Origin of the sequence: Nocardioides cremeus (genome assembly GCF_030518195.1) — a bacterium.
Classification (GTDB): Bacteria; Actinomycetota; Actinomycetes; order Propionibacteriales; family Nocardioidaceae; genus Nocardioides; species Nocardioides cremeus.
Genome location: NZ_JAULSC010000035.1, coordinates 1 through 20,362 on the forward strand (window position 1 = coordinate 1; position 20,362 = coordinate 20,362).

A 20,362-nucleotide genomic window follows, 5' to 3' on the forward strand; every position below is an offset into this window, starting at 1 on the left:
CGCAGGCTCCATTCGACCCTGGGAAACATCCCGCCCGTCGAGTACGAGCAAGCCCACTACGCTGCTCTCAACCGAGAGCCGCACCCCGTATAGGAACGGCCGAGAACCTGGGGCGCTTCAACCTGCCGCGCCGTGCTTCGAGACGGTTGCTGGGCAACCTCCTCAGCAACCGTGTGGCATCCGCTGTCGCCGGGGGTGTCGTTGGTGAGGTCGAGGGTGGTCTGGGTGCGGGCGAGGATGCCGAGGGCCTGGGAGCGGCGTACGTCGAGTGGTTGGTCGGAGCCGGCGAGGGCGAGGTTGCGGGCCTCGCGGGCCACGGCGTTCTCGAGGTCGAGGGCGTCGGCGAGGTCGAGGCAGCCGGTGACGTCGGCGGTGCCCTCGATGCAGGCGCCGCCGCGGGTGGCGGTGTCGAGGTGGATGTCGAGCTTGCGGGACTCGGCGGCCTTGGCGCGGTTGTCCTCGGCGGTCTCGGGGTCGAAGCGGCACAGCGCTTCCTCGACCAGGCGGGCCAGGGCGGCGTAGGAGCAGGTGGCCGCTACGCCGGCGAGGTGCCGGTCGACCCACTCGGCGGCCTCGGCGGGCAGGGCGAGGGTGGCCTCGGCGATGCGCCGGGCCCGCCACACCGGCACCCGACCCGCCACGACCGCACCGTGGAGTCGGGAGAGGCGGTAGCGGGTCTCGACGACGTGGGCGACGTAGCCCACGGCGGCGTCGGCGGAGAGGCCGATGGCGGTGCCGTACTCGATGATCGCGAACTCCGAGACCGACGGGGCTCCGGGCCCGGCGATGCTGATCTGCAGGTCGGTGCCGGGCAGCACCGCGGCGCGGGCGGGGTCGAAGGTGGTGCGCATCGCGGCCCAGGTGCAGGTCGCCTCGTACATGTCGACCTCGGCCTGGTCACGCGCGGCCTTGCGGGAGCGGGCGTAGTCAAGCACCGCGTCGGCGGTGTCGCAGTGCTCCAGCTCCTGGGTGGTCATGACCCCATTGTATTCGAACCTGTGTTCGAGTCAATGGTTCGACCGGGTCTGTGGAAGGGCGCCTCGGCTTCGCCAGGCAGGGATGGCCGACGGACGAGGGTCCAGACGCCCTGCAACCTCACCAGCGTCTTGCGCGGCCGTTCTCGGCCTAGTAGCTGTGCGTGAAGTAGGCCGTTCCTTTCAGGATGGCAGGGACCACTCCCAGGACCATCAGCAACAGGATCGGCGCGCGACGCGGTCCAGCCAGCGCGAAGCCGAGGGCAGCGCCGCATCCCACACCCGCGATCGCACTAGCAATGAGCATGGGGAGGTCGCGCCTCAACTGGTCGCCCGGATCAGTCTCGAAGCCCCATCCGGTCATCGCTACGGCGAAGAGGGCGACGAGGCCGCTTAGCGGCACGACGATCAATGCGACCAACAGTCGGATGAGCCACGCCGGAGGGCCGAGGCCAGAAGGCTGCGCTGTGGGTAGCACAAGGGACCGGTTGCTGGTCATCACGCCCCTTCAACGATCGGCCTGGCACGTGGTCACCCCCGTCAGTTGCTTGGGCGGCGGCCAGAATGGGATTGGACGTCTGCCCGCGTCCCCTCATACGCACAACTGCGCCCTATCAGCGGCGATGGCGTGCGCTATAGAATGCGCGCCGGGGCCAATCCACATCGCAAACGTTTTCGGCGGACGCCTAAAACTACTTATACCCGTATCGACTGGAGATTCGATGAGTCCTGAAAAGCGCTTGCCTGGTCAGAGCAACTCAGACCTCGGACGCTCTAACCCGAATAGCGAGTTCATCGGTACGCAGTCCGTCTACGGGGGCGGAGACCCGTCGTTCGGTCTGCGCCTATTCCGGGCGATCGGCGCGTGGCGCGATCGGCGCCGGGCGACTCGTTCATAGGCGCACTTCTGGCTCCAACGTCCCACAAGTACGGCTTCAGTCCGGGACCTTGCGCGAGCCTCATCGTCGGAACCGAACCATGCCTTGGAATGCGGCACAGAGTCCACGTGGTCGGCGTACTTGGACGTGATCTGTCAGGTATCCGCTCACCGGCATGAGGGACGCGTACGTGCCCTGCATCTGGTTCACACGCACCCGCTTGCGGGCGTGCTGTCACCTCGCGACATCTCGAAGCCCGGCATGAAGGCGAAGGCGCACCAGGTGCGGGGCCGCCGACCGGCGCGCGGGACTAGGAGCGGCGTACGTCGTCGCGGTGCTGGGTGAGCGCGTCGAGCGCGGCCGTCACGACCTCGTCGAGGGGCGGGGTGACGTCGACGACGCGTCCCGCCTCGTCGTCGCCGAGCGGCTCGAGGGTGTCGATCTGGGAGGTGAGCAGGGAGGTGGGCATGAAGTGGCGGGTGCGCTGGGCCATCCGCTCGGCCAGCACCTCGGTCGGGGCGTGCAGGTGCAGGAACCACAGGTCGGGCACGTGCTCGCGCAGCCGGTCGCGGTAGGCGCGCTTGAGCGCCGAGCAGGTCACCACGCCGTGGCGGCCGTCGCGCTCGTGAGCGGCCATCGCCTCGCCGACCCGAGTCAGCCAGGGCCACCGGTCGGCGTCGGTGAGCGGGTCGCCGGCCTCCATCTTGGCCACGTTGGCGCGCGGGTGCAGGTCGTCACCCTCGACGAAGTCCCACCCCAGGGCCTCGGCGACGCGCTCGGCGACGCGCGACTTGCCGGTGGCGGAGACACCCATCACCACGACCTGCACGAGCACGACCCTAGGCGACGCCGGCGCCTCAGGAGCGGCAGGCGGGGCAGGTGCCGAAGATCTCGAGCGTGTGGCTGACCTCGTCGTAGCCGTGCTCGGCGGCGATCGAGCGGGTCCAGCTCTCCACCGCCGGGCCCTCGACCTCGACCGTGCGCCCGCAGGAGCGGCACACCAGGTGGTGGTGGTGGGTGGCCGAGCAGGCCCGGTAGATCGCCTCGCCGCCCTCGGTCAGCAGCCGGTCGATCTCGCCGGTGTCGGCCAGGCGCTGCAGGGTGCGGTAGACGGTGGCCAGCCCGACGGTCTCGCCGCGCCTGCCCAGCAGGTCGTGGATCTCCTGGGCCGAGCGGAAGTCGTCGAAGCTGGCCATCGCCTCGGCGACGGCCAACCGCTGGCGGGTCGGTCGCAGGCCCGGCGAGGGGGGTGCCGGGCGGTCAGTGCTCGTCATAGTGCTTCCCGTGGGGGGCGTGCCGGTGGCCGTCGTGGACGTAGTCGACGTGGTCGCCGTGGGGGACCGCGAGGTGGCCGCAGTCGGGTCCGTGCTCGTGGTCGTGGTGGGCGGTGACCTCGTGCTCGTCGGGCGCCACGTCGGGGAACGGTGTCGACCGCTGCTGGCGACGGCGCAGCAGCGCACCCAGCGGCCAGGTCGCGACGAAGCAGGCCAGCGCGAGCAGCACGATCGCGGACCCGGGCGGCACCGTGAGGTCGTAGGACTGCGAGAGGTACGCCGACACCAGCAGGCCGCCCACGCCCGCGCCCGCACCGACCACCACGGCCCCGGTGACCGTGGCCCGGAACGAGCGGGCCAGCTGCTGCGACGTCGCGACCGGCACGATCATCAGCGCCGAGACGAGCAGCAGCCCGACGGTGCGCATCGCCACCGTGACCGTGACGGCGGCCAGCACGGCGACCAGCAGGTTGTAGGCCCGCACGTTGAGCCCGGCCACCTTGGCGAAGTCCTGGTCCTGGGCGACCGTGAAGAGCTGGGGCATCAGCCCCAGGCCGAGGCCCAGGATCACCACGGCCAGACCGATGGTGAACCAGATGTCGGTCAGGGAGATCGAGGTGATCGACCCGAAGAGGTACCGCTGCAGGGTGGCTCCGGTCTGGCCGGCGAGCCCGGTGATCATCACGCCGCCGGCCAGGCCGCCGTAGAAGAGCAGGGCCAGCGCCAGGTCACCGCTGGTGTGGCCGCGGTCGCGGATCAGCTCGATGGCCACCGCGCCGAGGATGGCGACCACGACGGCCGTCCAGGTGGGGGCGATCCCGGTGAGCAGGCCCAGCGCGACGCCGGTGACCGCGACGTGGCCCAGCCCGTCACCGAGCAGCGCCAGCCGGCGCTGCACCAGGTAGGTGCCGATGACCGGGGCGGCCAGGCCGGTGACCAGCGCCGCGATCAGCGCGCGCTGCATGAACTCGTAGCCGAGGAGGTCGATCACAGCCGGTGGTCCTCCCGGTCCCAGGGAGCCACCACGTCGGGGTGGTGGTCGTGGCGACCCGCGTCGTGGTCGTGGTGGTGGTGGTGCCCGTGGGCGTCGCTCAGGTCGAGCGGCGGGCCGTCGTACACGACGCGGCCGTCACGCAGGACGACGGTGCGGTCGACCAGCGGCGCCAGCGGCCCGAGCTCGTGGGTCACCAGGACGATGGTGCTGCCCGAGCGCGAGAGGGTGGCCAGCGCGTCGGCCAGCGCCTCCTGGTTGGGCAGGTCGACACCCGCGGTCGGCTCGTCGAGGAAGAACAGGTCGGGCCCCCCGGCCAGCGCGCGGGCGATCAGCACCCGCTGCTGCTGGCCGCCGGAGAGCGTGCCCACGCTGTCCTTCGCGCGGTCGGCGAGCCCGACGACCTCGAGCGCCTCGGTCACGGCCGCCCGGTCGGCGCGGCTGGGCAGCGACAGCACCCGCCGGCGGGTGAGCCGCCCGGAGGCGACGACCTCACGCACCGAGACCGGTACGCCGCTGGCCGCGCCGGCGCGCTGCGGCACGTAGCCGAGCCGGTGCCAGTCGCGGAAGGAGCCCATCGGGGTGCCGAAGAGCGACAACGAGCCCCGGGCCAGCGGGCGCAGCCCGGTCAGGGCGCGCACCAGGGTGGACTTGCCGGAGCCGTTGGGGCCCAGCAGCGTCACGAACTCGCCGGCGCGGACGGTGAGGTCGACCTGGCGCACGACGGGGCGTCCGCCGAGCACCACCGCGCCGTCGCGCAGCTCGACCACGGGGTCCGCGTGGGGGGTCAACAGCGGTTGGCTTCCTGGAGGGTGGCGAGGTTGGAGCGCATGAGAGAAAGGTAGTCCTCGTCGGCGGTGTCGTCGGTCAGCCCCTCGATGGTGTCCAGGACCGCGGTGTCGACCCCGGCGTCGGAGGCCAGGACCTCGGCGGCCTGGGGGCTGACCAGGGTCTCGGAGAAGACCGTGGTGATGCCGGTCTCGTCGATGAGGTCCTGCAGCTCGGCCAGCGCCGCGGGGGTCGGCTCGGCGTCGGGGGAGATGCCGTTGATGGAGGCCAGCTCGAGGTCGTAGCCCTCGAGGTAGCCGAACGCGTCGTGGTTGGTCACCACGGTCCGGACCTCGCAGTCCGACAGGCCGGTGGAGTACTCCTCGTCGAGGGCCTCCAGGTCGCTGCGCAGCTCGGCGGCGCGCTCCTCGAAGGACTCGGCCTCGTCGGGGTCGATCTCGGCGAGTCGCTCGGCGACCGCGTCGCCCAGGTCGGCCATCCGCAGCGGGTCGTGCCAGAAGTGCGGGTCGAGCTCGCCGTGGTCGTGGCCGCTGTGCTCCTCCTCCGAGACCTCCTCCTCAGAGTGCTCGTCCTCGAACGGCGCCAGGTCGACGACGGTCGCGGCGTCGAGCACCTCGGTGCCGCTGACCTCGTCGGCGGCCTCGTCCACGGCCGGCTGCAGGGAGTCGACGTAGACCAGCAGGGCGGCGTCGGAGAGCGCCGCGGTCTGGCCGATGCCGAGCTCGAGGTCGTGCGGCTCGCCGCCGGGCTGGGTGAGGTTCTCGACCTCGAAGGCGTCACCGGCCACGCGCTGCGCGACGTACTGCAGGGGGTAGAGGCCGGCCACGACCGTGTCGGAGCTGTCCGACCCGCTGGACCCGGAGGCGTCGTCCGAGGTCAGTGCCCCGCAGCCGCTCAGGGACAGGGCGAGCGCGGCGGTGGCGGGGAGCAGGGTGCGGCGAAGCGTCATGAGAACCATTCTCAGGAGGTTGAGAATGGTTGTCAATTCGTGCGTGTCAGGACTACTCGCCGTGCCACATCAGGCGCTCGGCGGGCTCGTCGTCCGGCCAGTCCGGCGACACGCCGTGGTCGACGAAGCCGGCGCGGAGGTAGCAGCGGATGGCGCCGACGTTGTCGTCGCGCACCATCAGGCAGGTACGCCGCCCCCGCCGGCGCGCCCAGGCGACCACCTCGTCGACGAGGCGTCCTGCCAGCCCGGTCCCGCGCTGACTCGGAGCGACCCACATCGAGATCAGCTCGACCCACTGCCCCGAGTCCGCGCCCGAGACCATGCCGACCGGCTCGCCGTCGCCGCGGCGGGCCAGGAGCGTGAGCTCGACGTCGGTGAGCCGGGCCCGCCAGCGCGCCTCCTCGGCCGCCACCCAGTCGTCGTGGCGCGACCCGAAGGCGCCGGGGGCGTCGAGGAGCGCGGCGAGGCGCACGTCGCGGAGCTCGCGCCAGTCGTCGGGGCCGATCCGGACCAGGTCGATGTCGGGCACGGGCGCAGGCTAGTGGCTCGGTGGCCCACGGCTAGGCTCGCCGGATGCTGGTCGTCAACAGGTTCCGCGTCCCCGAGGACGAGGCGGTGCAGTTCCGCGCCGACCTCGAGAGCGCGCACGCGGTGCTGGCTGCCCGGCCCGGCTACGTCGACGGCACGGTCGGGCGCAACCTCGACGAGCCGACCCTGTGGGTGCTGACCACGCGCTGGGAGCACGTGGGCGCCTACCGCCGCGCCCTGTCGTCGTACGACGTCAAGATGGGCGCCGTGCGCCTGCTCGCGCGCGCGGTCGACGAGGCCAGCGCCTTCGAGGTCGTCGAGCCCGGGACCGACCTCAACGTGGCGGCTGCCCGGTCGTTAGGCTGAGCGCTTCCCGCACGTCCTCCCGCCCGCCGGCAGCCAGCCGGTGCGCCTGCACGCGAAAGTGAGCCCCCTCCGTGGCCAAGCCGCCTCCCTCCGTCGTCGACAGCGTCGTCTCCCTCGCCAAGCGCCGGGGCTTCGTCTACCCCTGCGGCGAGATCTACGGCGGCACCCGGTCGGCGTGGGACTACGGCCCGCTCGGCGTGGAGCTCAAGGACAACATCAAGCGCCAGTGGTGGAAGTCCATGGTGCAGATGCGCGACGACGTGGTGGGCCTCGACTCCAGCGTCATCCTGCCGACCCGCACCTGGGAGGCCAGCGGCCACGTCGACACCTTCAGCGACCCGCTGACCGAGTGCCAGTCGTGCCACAAGCGCTTCCGCGCCGACCACCTGCAGGAGGCCGTGGCCGAGAAGAAAGGCATCGACGACCCCGACACGGTCACCTTCGAGGACCTCGCCTGCCCCAACTGCGGCACGCGTGGCGCCTGGACCGAGCCGCGCCAGTTCTCCGGCCTGCTCAAGACCTACCTCGGCGTCCACGACGACGAGTCGGGCCTGCACTACCTGCGCCCCGAGACCGCTCAGGGCATCTTCCTCAACTTCGCCAACGTGGTGACCAGCCAGCGGATGAAGCCGCCCTTCGGCATCGCCCAGATCGGCAAGTCGTTCCGCAACGAGATCACGCCCGGCAACTTCATCTTCCGCACCCGCGAGTTCGAGCAGATGGAGATGGAGTTCTTCGTCAAGCCCGGCGAGGACGAGGAGTGGCACCAGCACTGGATCGACGAGCGCACCAAGTGGTACGTCGAGCTGGGCATCGACCCCGACAACCTGCGCCACTACGAGCACGCGCAGGAGAAGCTGTCGCACTACTCCAAGCGCACCGTCGACATCGAGTACCGCTTCCGCTTCGCCGGCTCGGAGTGGGGCGAGCTCGAGGGCATCGCCAACCGCACCGACTTCGACCTCTCGACGCACGCCAAGCACTCCGGCAAGGACCTGTCGTACTACGACCAGGCCGCCGGTGAGCGCTACACGCCCTACGTCATCGAGCCCGCGGCCGGCCTGTCGCGCTCGCTGATGACCTTCCTGGTCGACGCCTACTCCGAGGACGAGGCGCCCAACACCAAGGGTGGCGTCGACAAGCGCACCGTGCTGCGCCTCGACCCGCGCCTGGCGCCGGTCAAGGTGGCCGTGCTGCCGCTGAGCCGCAACGCCGACCTCTCGCCCAAGGCCCGCGACCTGGCCACCGAGCTGCGCCGCAACTGGTACGTCGACTTCGACGACGCCGGCGCGATCGGCAAGCGCTACCGCCGCCAGGACGAGATCGGCACCCCGTTCTGCGTCACGGTCGACTTCGACACCCTCGACGACCACGCGGTCACCGTGCGCGAGCGCGACACGATGGCCCAGGAGCGCATCGGCCTGGACCGCATCTCGGCGTACTTCGCCGAGAAGTTCCTCGGTGCGTGAGGGGCCCGCATGCACAATGGTCCGATGCTGAGCAGCCATCCCCTCCGGGGGAGTGCCACCCGCGTGGTCGCGCCCCTGGCCGCCCTGGTCCTGACCGTCGGCGCCCTGGGCGCCTGCTCGGGCGACGACGCCGACGAGGCGTCGTCGTCGCAGAGCGCGACACCCGGTGAGGACACCACCATCGACCCCACCGCCGGGGCCGAGGAGACGCCGTACCTGCCGGTGCCCGAGGACGTCGAGCTGACCGAGCAGGGCAGCGCCCTCGAGGTCGGGGAGACCGCGACCGTGGCCTACCAGCCCAACCAGAAGGACGTCGGTGTCCTCGACATCACCGTCACCGACCTGCGCAAGACCTCCTTCAAGGAGTCCTTCCAGGGCTGGAAGCTGGACAAGAAGGTCAAGAAGTCGCAGCCCTACTTCGTGCGCGCCAAGGTCGAGAACGTCGGCGAGGACGACCTCGGTGGCAAGCGGGTGCCGCTCTACCTGGTCGACGGCGACAACACGCTCGTGGAGTCCTCCACGTTCGTGAGCACCTTCAAGCCCTGCCCGTCGAAGGCGCTGCCGAAGAAGTTCGGGCCGGGCAAGAAGGCCACCACCTGCCTGGTCTACCTGGCGCCCGCCAAGGGCGACCTCGAGGCCATCAGCTTCCGACCCGCCCAGGAGTTCAACCCGATCACCTGGACCGGCGAGGTCCTCAAGATCGGCGAGAAGACGGCCGAGCAGAAGCAGGCCGCCAAGGAGAAGAAGCAGCGGGACAAGAAGAAGAACAGGAACGGCAACGGCGACGGGTAGCCGCCCCACCTGATTTGGGGCGGGGCGGGCGGCCCGCGAGAATGGCCGCATGTCCAGTCCCGCCCCCACCGCCGTCTTCCCGGGCCTGCGCCTGGGCGACCTCGAGGTGGCGACGCCGGTGGTGCTCGCGCCGATGGCCGGCATCACCAACGCGGCGTACCGCCGGCTCTGCGCCGAGCAGGGCGCCGGCCTCTACGTCTGCGAGATGATCACCAGCCGCGGCCTGGTCGAGGGCGACAAGCACACTCTCGACATGCTCGTCTTCGACGAGGCCGAGACGACCCGCTCGGTCCAGCTCTACGGCAGCGACCCGGTGCACGTCGGCAAGGCCGCCGAGATCCTGTGCACCGAGCACGGCGTCGACCACATCGACCTCAACTTCGGGTGCCCGGTGCCCAAGGTGACCCGCAAGGGCGGGGGAGGGGCGCTGCCCTGGAAGCGCGGCCTGCTGGGTGAGATCCTCGAGGCCGCCGTCGGCGCGGCCTCGCGCCACGGGGTGCCGGTGACGATGAAGACCCGCAAGGGCATCGACGACGACCACCTGACCTACCTCGACGCCGGACGGATCGCCCAGGAGGCCGGCTGCGCGGCGATCGCCCTGCACGGGCGCACCGTCTCGCAGGCCTACTCCGGCAGGGCCGACTGGGAGGCGATCGGCGAGCTGGTCGCCCACGTCGACATCCCGGTGCTCGGCAACGGCGACATCTGGGAGGCCGCCGACGCGGTGCGGATGGTCGAGCAGACCGGCGCCGCCGGTGTCGTCGTCGGGCGCGGCTGCCTCGGGCGTCCGTGGCTCTTCCGCGACCTGGCGGCCGCCTTCGCCGGCGAGCAGGTGGCCACCCTGCCCACGCTGGGCGAGGTGCGCGACATGATGCGCCGCCACGCCGAGCTGCTGTGCCGCCACATGGGCGAGGAGCGCGGCTGCAAGGAGTTCCGCAAGCACGTCTCGTGGTACCTCAAGGGCTTCGCGGCCGGCAGCGACGCGCGTCGCTCGCTGGGCCTGGTCTCCTCGCTCGCCGACCTCGACGCGCTGCTCGCCGACCTCGACCCCGACGAGCAGTTCCCGACCGCCGCGCTGGGTGCGCCGCGCGGTCGCCAGGGCTCGCCGCGGGCCAGGGTCGCGCTGCCCGAGGGCTGGCTCGACGACACCGACGGACGCGGCCTGGCCACCACCGAGGACGCCGTGGAGACCACCGGCGGCTGAGACCGGCTGAGACCGGCTGGCGCCGGCTGACCCTGGGGGGGGTGAGCGAGCACACGCACGATTTTGCCCGCGTTGATGCCCGGTGCGGCGCCGCAGTGTGTTTCAGTAGGTGACTTCGCCGGCCCGCCACAGCGGACCGGCGACGCCTGTGTCATCAACAGCAAAGGATCAGCGCTGTGGCAGACCTACGCCACAAGCGGGACGCCAATGCCCGCCTCCGCCCGCGCGCCACTGTCGTGGCCGGGACCCTCGCCGTGCTGGCGACCGCATCCGCGGTCACCGTCGGCATCGCCTCCTCCGAACCCACCGCCACCGAGGTGCCCGTCGCGGCCTCGGTCTCCTCGTCGAGCGCCGGCATCGCCGCCGAGCTCGCCGAGCGCGGTTCTGTGGTCTCGCGTACCTCCGACCGCTCGCTGGCCACCGCTCCGGTGCGCCAGGGCGTGCGGCTGGAGAAGAAGTCCGCGCTCGACAAGATGATGGCCCCCGCGGCCGTGCAGGCCGCCGTCGCCGGCGCCGACACCAAGCTGTGGACCACCGCCGACCTCAACCTGTGGGTCTCGCCGGCCAAGAAGGCCGGCAAGAGCGGTGTCCTGGGCGCCGAGAAGAAGGTCCTGGTCACCGGCCGCTCGCTCTACGGCCGCGACGAGGTCGTCGTCGGCGGCAAGTCGCGCTGGGTCAGCGCCGGCTACCTGAGCGACGAGAAGCCCGTCGACGAGGCCGAGGAGAAGTCCGAGCCGGCCGAGGCGGCGACCTCTTCCGACGCCACCTGCAGCAACGGCACGTCCGTGGCCTCCGGCGTCAGCCCCAACATCGTCAAGGTGCACGAGGCCGTCTGCGCCGCCTTCCCGGAGATCACCACCTACGGGACCTTCCGCGGCGACGGTGAGCACGCCCAGGGCATCGCGGTCGACATCATGGTCAGCGGCTCGCGTGGCTGGGAGGTCGCCGAGTTCGTGCGCGCCAACGCTGGCAGCCTCGGCGTCTCCTACGCGATCTACTCGCAGAACATCTGGTCGGTCGAGCGCAGCGGTGAGGGCTGGCGGGGCATGTCGGACCGTGGTTCGACGACCGCCAACCACTACGACCACGTGCACGTCACGACGTACTGACGCCGGCGGAGGGCCGTCCCGAGTGGGCGGCCTCACCAGTGCACGAGTGTTTCGGAGCGGGCCCCACCGGGTAACGTCATGGTCATGGGGGGCCGTTTCGCTGTGCTCGTAGCCGCCGCGGTCTCGACCGCGGTGGCATTCGCTGGCGTCCTGCTGGTGCGCGCCGAGCAGGGCGCTGGTGCCCCGGAGGCCCTGCAGGCCACCGACGTCCAGGTGGGGACCGCCTCCTCCTCGCAGCTGGGGCCGCTCGAGGACCCACCCGACCCGTCCTCCCTGCCGGCCCTGGGACTGCAGTTCCACGGCACCTGGACGCACTACGACGCGTCCGAGCGCGACGAGGTGCTCGATCGCATCGAGAGGTCCGGAGCCCGCTGGGTGCGTCTCGACGTCGGCTGGGCGATGCTCCAGCCGCGACCCGGCGCCCTTGACGAGGACTGGGCGGTGCCCCTGCTCGACGAGGTGATGGACCAGCTGCGCGAGCGTGACCTCAAGGTCCTCGTGATGTTCTGGCTGACGCCGACCTGGGCCTCCTCGGAGCCCGACGAGTTCACCGCGCAGTACACCAGCCCCGACGACCCGGCCGACTACGCGGCCGCACTGGGCCGGGTGGCGCAGCGCTGGGGCGACGTGGTCGACGCCTACGAGGTGTGGAACGAGCCGAACCTCGAGGTCTTCTACCACGGCACCGACCCCGAGACGTACGCCGACCTGCTCTGCGCGACGTACCCCGTCGTGCGGCGCGAGGACCCCGACGCCCGCGTGGTCTTCGGTGGGCTGATGTACAACGACGACGACTGGCTCCAGCGCGCCTACGACGCCGGCGCAGGGGGCTGCTTCGACGTGATGTCGGTGCACTCCTACCAGGCGCCGGCCGACGCCCCGCCCAGCGTCGTCGACGACGGTGAGGTCTGGAACCTGCGCAACCTCGACGAGGTGCGCGACACCATGGTGGAGAACGGCGACCGGCTGCCGGTGTGGATCACCGAGTTCGGCTGGAGCGTGCACGGCAACGACTCCGAGACCGAGCCGTGGCGGCGCGGGGTCGACGAGCCGACCCAGGCCCGCTACGCCGCCGAGGCGCTGACCCTGCTGGCCATGGAGTTCCCCTACGTCAACGCGGCGTTCTGGTACAAGGACGCGATCAACGACGAGAGCACCGACCTGCACCAGGAGGGCTACGCCATGCTCGACGAGGAACGCCGTCCGCGCGAGGTGTGGCACGTCTTCCGCGACCTCTACGGGGTGTCCCGGTGACCGGCGCGCCGTTCCTGCGCGTGCTGGGTCGCGCGCTGCGCTTCCGGTGGGCGGTGCTCCTGGCCGTGCTGGTGCCGGCTGCCGTCGTCGGGATCCTGGCCGTCGAGCAGCGCACCGACCGCACGACCGCGGTGGCCGTGGTCGGCGTGGCCCCCGAGTCGGCCGACGTGCTCAGCACCGACGCCGTGCAGCTCGCGCTGGGTCGCTACTCCGTGGCCCTGACCTCGCCGGAGGTGCTCACCCAGGTCGCCGCCGAGACCGGCATCGCCCTCGACGTCCTCGACGCCGCCGTCGAGGTGAGCGCCTCCCAGGAGGCCGGCAACCTCTCGGTGCGTGCGACGCTGCCCAGCACCGACGACGCGCTGCTCGTGGCGCGGGCGGTCGCGGAGCAGACGGTGACCCTCGGCCAGGAGGACCCGCTCGCCGACGCGTCGGTGCTCGCCGGCGCCCGCACCGAGGCCCCGGGCCTGCTCTCCGGCACCCGGTCGCTGCAGGCGCTGCTGGTGCTCGCCGCCCTGGTCGCAGGTCTCGTGGTCGCCTACGCGCTCGAGGCCGTGCGGCCCCGGGCCCGCACCGGCGGGGACGCGGCCGACGCGGCCGGCGGACCGGTGCTGGGCAGCCTGCCCGCCTTCACCTCCACGTGGCCCCGGCGTGCGGTCGCACCCGACAGCGAGATCCTGGCCTCGGCGCGCTCCCTGCGCTCGGGCTTCCTGGCCTCGGGCGCCGGCTCCCCGGCCGGACCGGTCCTGGTGGTCGGTGTCGAGCGCGGTGCCGGCGCGAGCACCGTCGCCTTCCTGCTGGCTCGCACCCTGGTCGACCGCGGTGAGTCCACGCTGGTGCTCGACCTCGACCTCGAGCACGCCGGTCTGAGCGCCACGATGGGCACCCCCAGCCGCTTCGCCCTGCACGACGCCCTCACCGAGAGCACCCCGCTCGCCGAGGCCGTGCACAGCGAGGGCGGGGTGGCGGTGCTGACCACCGAGCCGATGAGCGGCTTCGACGACCTCGTCGACCACCGTCTGCCCGACCTGCTCAAGCGCGGCGCCGACCGCTACGAGGTCGTGCTGTGCGACAGCGGACCGCTGGGCGCCGGCGAGCTCAGCGAGGTCGTCGCAGCGCACGCCGCCTCGGCGGTCGTGGTGGTGCGGGCGGGCACCTCGACGGCGACCATCGAGCGCACCGCGGCCCGGCTGCGCCGTCTGGGCGTGCCGGTGCGTGGCGTCGTGCTCAACCACGCCACCCGGGCCCAGGCCGAGGCCCCCGGCCTGCGCGAGACCGGGCGTGGTGACTGAGCAGGCCGGTGCCGGTCGCCCGGCGCTGCTCGGTCGCCCGCCCGTGGTGCTGATGTACCACGGGTTCTGCGCGCACCGGCGCGACGACGACCCCGAGAACCTCTTCGTCGAGGTCGACCGGTTCGAGCAGCAGCTGCGCTGGCTCCTCGACCAGGGCTGGCAGGCCCTCGACCTCGACGGCTACGTGGCCGCGCGCGCCGACCGGGCCCACCGGCCGCGGCGCTCCTTCCTGGTGACCATCGACGACGGCTTCACCTCGGTGCTGCAGCTGGCCGTGCCGGTGCTGGAGCGCCTCGGCGTGCCCGCCCTGCTCTACGTGCCCTCCGACCTGGCGGGGCGCACCGCCACCTGGCTGCCGCGCCCCGCTGACGAGCCGCTGCTCGGCCCCGACGAGCTGCGCCACCTGCACACACTGCCCTGGCTCGAGCTGGGCGTGCACGGGGCCGACCACCGCGACCTGCGCGGCCTGGGCGCCGACGCGCTCGACCACCAGGTCCGCCGCGCGCACGGGCGCCTCGGCGACCTGGTCGGCGACCCGCTGCGCTCCTTCGCCTACCCCTACGGCGCCCACGACGCCGCCGCGCGGCGGTCGGTCGCCGCCGAGGGCTTCGACGTCGCCTTCTCGGTCTTCGACGACGCGGGGCCGCACGCCGTGAGCCGCGTCGACGTCAACGCCACCGACACCCTGGCCTCCTTCCGCCTCAAGACGCAGCTGCCCGGCTACCGGCAGTGGTGGGCGGCGCTCGACCGGGCGCCGGTGGTGCGACGCACCGTGCGCGCGGCGCTGACCTCCCTGGGCGGGCAGCGGGGCCGTCGGTGAGCCCACCGCCGGCCACCTCAACCCGCCCGGGCTCGCGGGCCTGGGGCGACGTGCCCCGCCGCCCGCGTCGTACGCCGACCGGCGCTGCGCCGGCGAGCCGCGCGGCCGCCCGCACCCGGGGGGCCGCGGCACTGGCCGCCCTGGCGTTCGCCGGCGCAGCGCTCGGGCTGCTGCTCGCCGGAGCCGGCCTGGTCGCCGGCCCGCTCGCGCCGCTCCTGCTAGTGCTGGCCCCGGTCCTGGTCGTGCTGGCCTGGCGGCGCCCCGACCTCGTGGTGCCCACCGTCGCGCTCACCCTGCCCCTGGGCCACGTCGGCGCGGGGCAGGTCGACCTGGTGCAGCTGGTGACGGCGCTGGGCGTCGTCGCGGTGCTGGTGCCGGCCGCCGCCCGGCTCGACTGGCGCCTGCCCCCCTGGCCGGTGGCCGTGCCCCTGGGACTGTTCCTGGTGGTAGCGGTCCTCGCCACGCCCCGGGCCCGTGACGCCGACCTGGCCTTCCGGCTCGACGTGCAGCTGCTGCTGCTCGTGCTGCTGGTGGTGGCGGTGCTGACGGGGGTGCGCACCGCGCGTCACCTCACACGTCTGGTCGTGGCGCTCCTGGTGGCCGGTGCCGCCTCCTCGGTGTGGGCGCTGGCGGCCTCGGGGCCCACCGAGAGCTTCTACGGCGGTGGCGTCGTCACCGGCCGGGCGGTGGGCGTCTTCTCCCAGCCCAACGAGCTCGGTCTCTTCAGCGCGGTGCTGCTCGTGCTCGCGCTCGGCGTCGGGCTGGGCTCCGCCGCGCCCCGGCTGCGCGCGACCGGGATGGTCGCCGCTGGCCTGCTGGTCGCCGCGCTGGGTGCCTCGCTGTCGCGCGGCGCCTGGTTCGGCGCGCTGGCCGGTGTGGTGGCCCTGGCGGTCCTGGTGGCGCCGACGCGGCGTGCGCTGCTGCGCCTGGGGGCCGGGCTGGTCGTGGTGGTCGGTGTCCTGGGCCTGCTCGGCGTCGGACCGCTGGGCCAGGTGCTCGACCGGGTCGCCTCGCTCGGGGAGGCCGGCGCGAACCCCTACGACCAGCGGCCGCTGATCTGGGCCGAGGGGTTGCGCCTGGTCGCCGAAGCGCCGTTGCTGGGGCACGGGCCCGGTGGCTACTTCCTCGAGGCCGCCAGCGACTCGCTGCGCGCGGGAGCCGTCCTCGAGGTCGAGCACGCCCACCACCTGCTGCTCAACACCGCGGTCGAGTTCGGGCTCCTCGGGCTCGCCGGGCTGCTGGCCCTGGTCGCCGGGCTGGGAGCGGTGCTGGTCGGGGCGCGCCGCGCCACGACCAGCCTGCCGCCCACCGCCGCGACGCGCTGGCTGCCCGGGGTGCTGGCCGCCGCGCTCGTCCCGGTCCTGGCGCACGGCATGCTCGACTACCCGCTGCGCAACCCTGTCGTGCTCACCACGGTGTGGCTGGTGCTGGCCGCGCTCGTGGCCGCGTGCGAGCATGCTCGGGCGGCGGCACCCACCCCGACCCAGGAGCCCCGTTGACCTCCAGCACCACCGATCACCGTGCCGGTGCCCCGGACGGTCCGGAACCCCTGGCCCCGCTGCGAGCCCTGGTGCTCACCCCGACCGGCACCCTGGGCGGGTCGGAGACCTGGTTGCTCGACCTGCTGCGCACCAGCCGGGCGCGGCTGCGCCCCGAGGTCTGGATGCTGGAGGACGGCCCCCTGCGGGCGGCGCTGGAGTCCGACGGCGTGCCCGTCACGGTGCTGCCGACCGGGCCGCGCGCCCGCGACCTGGCGCTGCGCAACCTCGACCTGGGCCGCCGCCTGCGCGACAGCGACGCCGAGGTGCTGCTGGCCAACGGGGTCAAGGCCGCGGCCGCCGTGGTGCCCGCCGCCCGAGCGGTCGGGGTGCCCGTGGTCTGGGCCAAGCACGACTTCTCCTGGGACCGCGAGCTCGCGCCCCGCCTGGGCCGGATGAGCGACGCGGTGCTGGCCACCTCGGCCTCGGTCGCCGCGGCCACCCGTCGCGACGACGCCACGATCGTGCCGCCGCCCCGCCCGCCCGCGCCGGCCCCGCGCGCCGAGGCAGCGGCGTACTGGGCGGAGCAGGGGGTGGCGAGCGGCGACGGGCCGGTGCTGGGGGTGCTGGGCCGGCTGGTCGGCTACAAGGGTGTCGACACCGCGATCGAGGCGCTGGCCGACGACGCCGCGCGGGCGTGGCGACTCGTCGTGGTCGGCCCCGACGACCCGACGGAGCCGGGGGAGCGGACCCGCCTCGAGGCGCTCGCGCATCGGCTCGGCGTGGCCGACCGGGTGCAGCTGACCGGGCCGGTTCCCGACGCGGGCCGGCACCTGGCGGCCTTCGATGCCGTGGCCGTGCTGACCCGCGGCGACGGCGAGCGCTTCGGGCGCGAGGGCTACTCCCTGGTCGCGCTCGAGGCGCTGGGCGCCGGGGTGCCGCTGGTCGGGGCCACCGGCAACCCGGAGGTCGAGCGGATGGCGCGCGCCGCCGGTCGGGTCGTGCCGGCCCGCGACCCCCGGGCGGTCGCGCGGGCGCTGGCCGATCTCGAGGATCCCCAGGCGCGCGAGGCGTGCGGGCGGGCCGGGCGGGCGGTGCTCGCCGATCATCCCGACGCGACCGCCTGCGCCGAGCGCGTCGTCCAGGTGCTGGCCCATGTCGCCCGCCGGCCCGGGGCCGGTCTGGCGGGGCCGCCGATGAGCGTGCTGACCTGCTTCCGCGACGAGGCCGGCCACGTCGACGAGGTCGTCGGTGCGGTCGTGGCCCAGCTCGGTCCCGACGACGAGTACCTGCTGCTCGACGACTGCTCCACCGACTCGACCGGAGCCGAGCTGGCGGCCTGGGCCGCCCGCGACGACCGCATCCGGCTGCTGGAGGGTCCCGGGGTGAACCTCTCGGTGGCCCGCAACACCGGGTTCGCCCGGGCCCGGCACCCCCGGGTCGCCTGCACCGACGCCGGCTGTGCCCCGGGGCCGCAGTGGCTCACCGGCCTGCGCGCCGCCTTCGCCGAGCCCGACCCCGTCGACCTGGTCGTCGGGGTCTACGACGTCGACTGCGGCGACCCGGTGCGCGACGCCGCCCGGGTCGCGCTCTTCCCCTCGATCGAGGAGGCCCGCCGCCCCGGCGCCCTGACCCGGCTGGCCGGCCGGGTGAGCGGGCGCAGCTTCTCCGCGCGCCGTCTCGACGGACGCTCCATGGCCTGCTCGGTGCCGGCCTGGGAGGCCGCCGGTGGCTTCGACGCGAGGCTGCGCAGCTCCGAGGACGCCGTCTTCGGCGACGCCGTGCTGGCCACCGGCGCCCGCAGCGCGCTGGCCCTCGACGCCCGGGTCACCTGGGCGCAGACCGGCGACCTGGCCGACATGGCGCGGATGTACGCCAAGTACGGCGAGTGGGGTGGTCGCGCCGGGTCCTGGCAGCTGGTGAGCCGCGACCTGGTGCGCGCCTCGGCGTACGCCGTCGGGCCGCTGCTGCTCGCGACCGGCGGGGCCCGCACCCGCGCGGCGGTGCTGGCCGGGGCCGCCGGCTACCTGGCACTGCCGGCGCTGCGCGCCCGCGACGTCGACGTCGTGCCCGGCACCTGGGTGCGGGTGCCGGTGGTCATTGCGCTCAAGGACGTCGCCAAGGCCACCGGCTGCCTGCGGGGGCTGCTGGGGCGCGCGGCCGGGGACGCCGGTGGCTGAGCAGGTCATCAGCGCCACCACCCAGCGGGCCGCCCGCAACGCCGTGGTGCGCGCGGTCGCCGAGGTCCTCGGCAAGGTCGCCACGCTGGCCTGGACCGTCGCCGCCGCCCGGATGCTGCCGGCCGACGACTTCGGCGCGGTCTTCTACGCGCTGACGATCATGCTGGTGCTGACCTCGCTGGCCGCGTGGGGCTTCGACAGCGGGCTGACCCGTCGTGGCAGCGCCGTGCCCGAGTCGCTGCCACGGCTCTTCCGGGCCACCCAGGTGTGGAAGTCGGCGCTGTCGGTGCCGCTGCTGCTGGCCGCGGGACTGCTGCTGGCCGGGGTGCCGGCCGTCGGGTCGTGGACGGTGCTGGTGCTGATGCTGGCCGCCGGGCTGCCCGAGCTGTGGAGCCAGACGATCCGCACGGCCGCCGCCTGCCGGCAGGTATCGGCCGGGGTGTCGACGGCCCTGGTGGTGCAGCGGGTGGCGACCGCCGCCGCGGTGCTGGCGGCGCTCGGCGCGGGCACGGGCGCCGAGGGGGTCGCGGCCGGGTTCCTGGCCGGCACGGTCGTCGGGTGGCTGGCCCACGTGCTCGCCGCGCGCCGGCTCGACGTGCGCCAGCCGCTGCGCGGCCTCGAGCGCGCCGACCTCGCCGCGGCGGTGCGCGAGACGGTCCTGGTCGGGGTCAGCGGGCTGGTGCTGATGCTGCTCTTCCGCGTCGACGTGCTGATCCTCGGCCAGCTCGAGGGCGCCGGGTCGGTGGCCGTCTACACGGTGGCCTACCGGCTGCTCGAGACCGTGCTCTTCGTGACGTATGCGATCAACGCAGCGGTGCTGCCGGTGCTCAGCTCCACCCGCAGCCGTGAGACCCGTCTGCTCGGCTGCGAGCGCGCGATCGCGGTCGGCGGCTTCGTCTACCTGCCCTTCGTCGCCGTGGCGCTCACCGAGGGCGAGGACGTGATCGACCTGCTCTTCGGGGCGACGTACGCCGGCCCCGCGGCGCCGGTGCTGGCCTGGCTGGCCCCGGCCGCGATGCTGCTGGCGCTGGCCAGCTTCACCGACTCGCTGCTGCACGTGCTGGGCCGCCACCGCGCCCTGCTGGCCTCCTCCAGCGTGGCGCTCGGCGTCAACGTCGCGCTCAACCTCGCGCTGATCCCGGTGCTCGGGGCCACCGGTGCCGCCGTCGCCACGACCCTGTCCTACCTGGTGCAGGCGGTCGTGGTGCTGACCTTCCTGCAGCGGGCGGGGGAGCGGCCCCGGGTGCTGAGCCCTCTGCTGAGCTCGGGCGCCGCGTCACTCGTCCTGGTCGTGCTGCTGGTGCTGCTGCACCTGCCGGTCCTGGTCGAGCTGGTCGTCGGTGCGGTGGTCTACCTCGGCGCGTGGCTGCTCCTGGTGCGCCGCTTCGCGCCCGAGCAGCAGCAGGTCCTCGTCGGCCTCGTACGCCGCCGCCGCGTCGCCGCCTGAGCAGACACCGTTGGTCGAGCAGGGAGGAGCGCCAGCGACGAGCGACGCCGAGACCCCGTGAGTGGCCCACTCGCGGTGCGCCATGGGCTCACCGGGTTTCGAGCAACCCAGCGGCCAACCCCGGGCCGCGCCATGGCGCGGGGAAGTCGACACATCGGTCACTCCAGGCCACCGGCGTCTCAGGAGTGTCGTACTTCCGTATCAGACGGTTGCTGCGCAACCTCCTCAACCAACGACGTCGTTGGTCGAGCAGGGAGGAGCGCCAGCGACGAGCGACGCCGAGACCCCGTGAGCACCGCGCTCGCCGTACGCCATGGAGTCACCGGGTTTCGAGCAACCCAGCGGCCAACCCCGGGCCGCGCCATGGCGCGGGGAAGTCGACACATCGGTCACTCCAGGCCACCGGCGTCTCAGGAGTGTCGTACTTCCGTATCAGCAACCCAGCGGCCAACCCCGGGCCGCGCCATGGCGCGGGGAAGTCGACACATCGGTCACTCCAGGCCACCGGCGTCTCAGGAGTGTCGTACTTCCGTATCAGACGGTTGCTGCGCAACCTCCTCAACCAACG

The 20,362-nt window shown here is 73.3% G+C and carries 19 protein-coding genes; 11 read left to right on the forward strand and 8 right to left on the reverse strand.

The window, feature by feature from the left end; all coding sequences use genetic code 11:
- Positions 1-56: 56 nt before the first annotated feature.
- The 8 genes from QWJ41_RS19785 to QWJ41_RS19820 form a co-directional block, all read right to left on the reverse strand.
- The gene (locus tag QWJ41_RS19785; RefSeq protein ID WP_302710180.1) at positions 57-977 is read right to left on the reverse strand and encodes a hypothetical protein; all 921 of its coding nucleotides are present in this window, start codon (positions 975-977) and stop codon (positions 57-59) included.
- Between the two features lie 148 nt (positions 978-1,125).
- Positions 1,126-1,473 carry a hypothetical protein gene (locus QWJ41_RS19790; RefSeq protein ID WP_302710181.1) on the reverse strand — a complete coding sequence of 116 codons (348 nt, stop codon included), beginning with the start codon at positions 1,471-1,473 and terminating at the stop codon, positions 1,126-1,128.
- A gap of 689 nt (positions 1,474-2,162) precedes the next feature.
- Positions 2,163-2,687, reverse strand: coding sequence for a gluconokinase (locus QWJ41_RS19795; RefSeq protein WP_302710182.1), 525 nt, complete (start codon positions 2,685-2,687; stop codon positions 2,163-2,165).
- A 22-nt stretch (positions 2,688-2,709) separates the two neighbouring features.
- Positions 2,710-3,126 carry a Fur family transcriptional regulator gene (locus QWJ41_RS19800; RefSeq protein WP_302710183.1) on the reverse strand — a complete coding sequence of 139 codons (417 nt, stop codon included), beginning with the start codon at positions 3,124-3,126 and terminating at the stop codon, positions 2,710-2,712.
- Entirely contained in the window at positions 3,113-4,117 is a 1,005-nt protein-coding gene (locus tag QWJ41_RS19805; RefSeq protein ID WP_336623305.1) for a metal ABC transporter permease, read from the reverse strand. Before QWJ41_RS19805 ends, QWJ41_RS19800 begins: the two co-directional genes overlap by 14 nt.
- Positions 4,114-4,908, reverse strand: coding sequence for a metal ABC transporter ATP-binding protein (locus tag QWJ41_RS19810; RefSeq protein ID WP_302710184.1), 795 nt, complete (start codon positions 4,906-4,908; stop codon positions 4,114-4,116). The genes QWJ41_RS19805 and QWJ41_RS19810 overlap by 4 nt, the downstream gene beginning before the upstream one ends.
- Positions 4,905-5,855 carry a metal ABC transporter substrate-binding protein gene (locus QWJ41_RS19815; protein ID WP_302710185.1) on the reverse strand — a complete coding sequence of 317 codons (951 nt, stop codon included), beginning with the start codon at positions 5,853-5,855 and terminating at the stop codon, positions 4,905-4,907. Before QWJ41_RS19815 ends, QWJ41_RS19810 begins: the two co-directional genes overlap by 4 nt.
- 52 nt (positions 5,856-5,907) lie before the next feature.
- Positions 5,908-6,384 (reverse strand): GNAT family N-acetyltransferase, encoded by a 477-nt coding sequence (locus tag QWJ41_RS19820; RefSeq protein ID WP_302710186.1) that lies wholly within the window; start codon positions 6,382-6,384, stop codon positions 5,908-5,910.
- A 44-nt stretch (positions 6,385-6,428) separates the two neighbouring features.
- Here QWJ41_RS19820 and QWJ41_RS19825 point away from each other — a divergent pair, with 44 nt between their 5' ends.
- The 11 genes from QWJ41_RS19825 (at position 6,429) to QWJ41_RS19875 (ending at position 19,794) form a co-directional block, all read left to right on the forward strand.
- Positions 6,429-6,749 (forward strand): antibiotic biosynthesis monooxygenase family protein, encoded by a 321-nt coding sequence (locus QWJ41_RS19825; RefSeq protein WP_302710187.1) that lies wholly within the window; start codon positions 6,429-6,431, stop codon positions 6,747-6,749.
- 71 nt (positions 6,750-6,820) lie between these two features.
- Positions 6,821-8,218 carry a glycine--tRNA ligase gene (locus QWJ41_RS19830; RefSeq protein WP_302710188.1) on the forward strand — a complete coding sequence of 466 codons (1,398 nt, stop codon included), beginning with the start codon at positions 6,821-6,823 and terminating at the stop codon, positions 8,216-8,218.
- 24 nt (positions 8,219-8,242) lie between these two features.
- Positions 8,243-9,010: a hypothetical protein gene (locus QWJ41_RS19835; protein ID WP_302710189.1), complete on the forward strand. Its 768-nt coding sequence runs from the start codon at positions 8,243-8,245 to the stop codon at positions 9,008-9,010.
- Positions 9,011-9,059: 49 nt separating this feature from the next.
- Positions 9,060-10,214: a tRNA dihydrouridine synthase DusB gene (gene dusB / locus QWJ41_RS19840; RefSeq protein ID WP_302710190.1), complete on the forward strand. Its 1,155-nt coding sequence runs from the start codon at positions 9,060-9,062 to the stop codon at positions 10,212-10,214.
- A gap of 176 nt (positions 10,215-10,390) precedes the next feature.
- On the forward strand, positions 10,391-11,323 hold the full coding sequence (locus tag QWJ41_RS19845) for a VldE C-terminal domain-containing protein (protein WP_302710191.1): 933 nt from the start codon (positions 10,391-10,393) through the stop codon (positions 11,321-11,323).
- 84 nt (positions 11,324-11,407) lie between these two features.
- Positions 11,408-12,577, forward strand: coding sequence for a GH39 family glycosyl hydrolase (locus QWJ41_RS19850; protein WP_302710192.1), 1,170 nt, complete (start codon positions 11,408-11,410; stop codon positions 12,575-12,577).
- Positions 12,574-13,869: a P-loop NTPase family protein gene (locus QWJ41_RS19855; protein WP_302710193.1), complete on the forward strand. Its 1,296-nt coding sequence runs from the start codon at positions 12,574-12,576 to the stop codon at positions 13,867-13,869. Before QWJ41_RS19850 ends, QWJ41_RS19855 begins: the two co-directional genes overlap by 4 nt.
- On the forward strand, positions 13,862-14,689 hold the full coding sequence (locus QWJ41_RS19860) for a polysaccharide deacetylase family protein (RefSeq protein WP_302710194.1): 828 nt from the start codon (positions 13,862-13,864) through the stop codon (positions 14,687-14,689). Before QWJ41_RS19855 ends, QWJ41_RS19860 begins: the two co-directional genes overlap by 8 nt.
- The gene (locus tag QWJ41_RS19865) at positions 14,686-16,188 is read left to right on the forward strand and encodes an O-antigen ligase family protein (protein WP_302710195.1); all 1,503 of its coding nucleotides are present in this window, start codon (positions 14,686-14,688) and stop codon (positions 16,186-16,188) included. The genes QWJ41_RS19860 and QWJ41_RS19865 overlap by 4 nt, the downstream gene beginning before the upstream one ends.
- The gene (locus QWJ41_RS19870; protein ID WP_302710196.1) at positions 16,185-18,347 is read left to right on the forward strand and encodes a glycosyltransferase; all 2,163 of its coding nucleotides are present in this window, start codon (positions 16,185-16,187) and stop codon (positions 18,345-18,347) included. The genes QWJ41_RS19865 and QWJ41_RS19870 overlap by 4 nt, the downstream gene beginning before the upstream one ends.
- Positions 18,340-19,794, forward strand: coding sequence for an oligosaccharide flippase family protein (locus tag QWJ41_RS19875; protein WP_302710197.1), 1,455 nt, complete (start codon positions 18,340-18,342; stop codon positions 19,792-19,794). The genes QWJ41_RS19870 and QWJ41_RS19875 overlap by 8 nt, the downstream gene beginning before the upstream one ends.
- The last annotated feature ends 568 nt before the right edge of the window (positions 19,795-20,362 follow it).

Bases quoted from the DNA above. Each gene is read 5' to 3' on its own strand.
- QWJ41_RS19785 (WP_302710180.1), bottom strand. From the start codon at position 977: ATGACCACCCAGGAGCTGGAGCACTGCGACACCGCCGACGCGGTGCTT.
- QWJ41_RS19790 (WP_302710181.1), bottom strand. From the start codon at position 1,473: ATGACCAGCAACCGGTCCCTTGTGCTACCCACAGCGCAGCCTTCTGGC.
- QWJ41_RS19800 (WP_302710183.1), bottom strand. From the start codon at position 3,126: ATGACGAGCACTGACCGCCCGGCACCCCCCTCGCCGGGCCTGCGACCG.
- QWJ41_RS19815 (WP_302710185.1), bottom strand. From the start codon at position 5,855: ATGACGCTTCGCCGCACCCTGCTCCCCGCCACCGCCGCGCTCGCCCTG.
- QWJ41_RS19825 (WP_302710187.1), top strand. From the start codon at position 6,429: ATGCTGGTCGTCAACAGGTTCCGCGTCCCCGAGGACGAGGCGGTGCAG.
- QWJ41_RS19835 (WP_302710189.1), top strand. From the start codon at position 8,243: ATGCTGAGCAGCCATCCCCTCCGGGGGAGTGCCACCCGCGTGGTCGCG.
- dusB (WP_302710190.1), top strand. From the start codon at position 9,060: ATGTCCAGTCCCGCCCCCACCGCCGTCTTCCCGGGCCTGCGCCTGGGC.
- QWJ41_RS19850 (WP_302710192.1), top strand. From the start codon at position 11,408: ATGGGGGGCCGTTTCGCTGTGCTCGTAGCCGCCGCGGTCTCGACCGCG.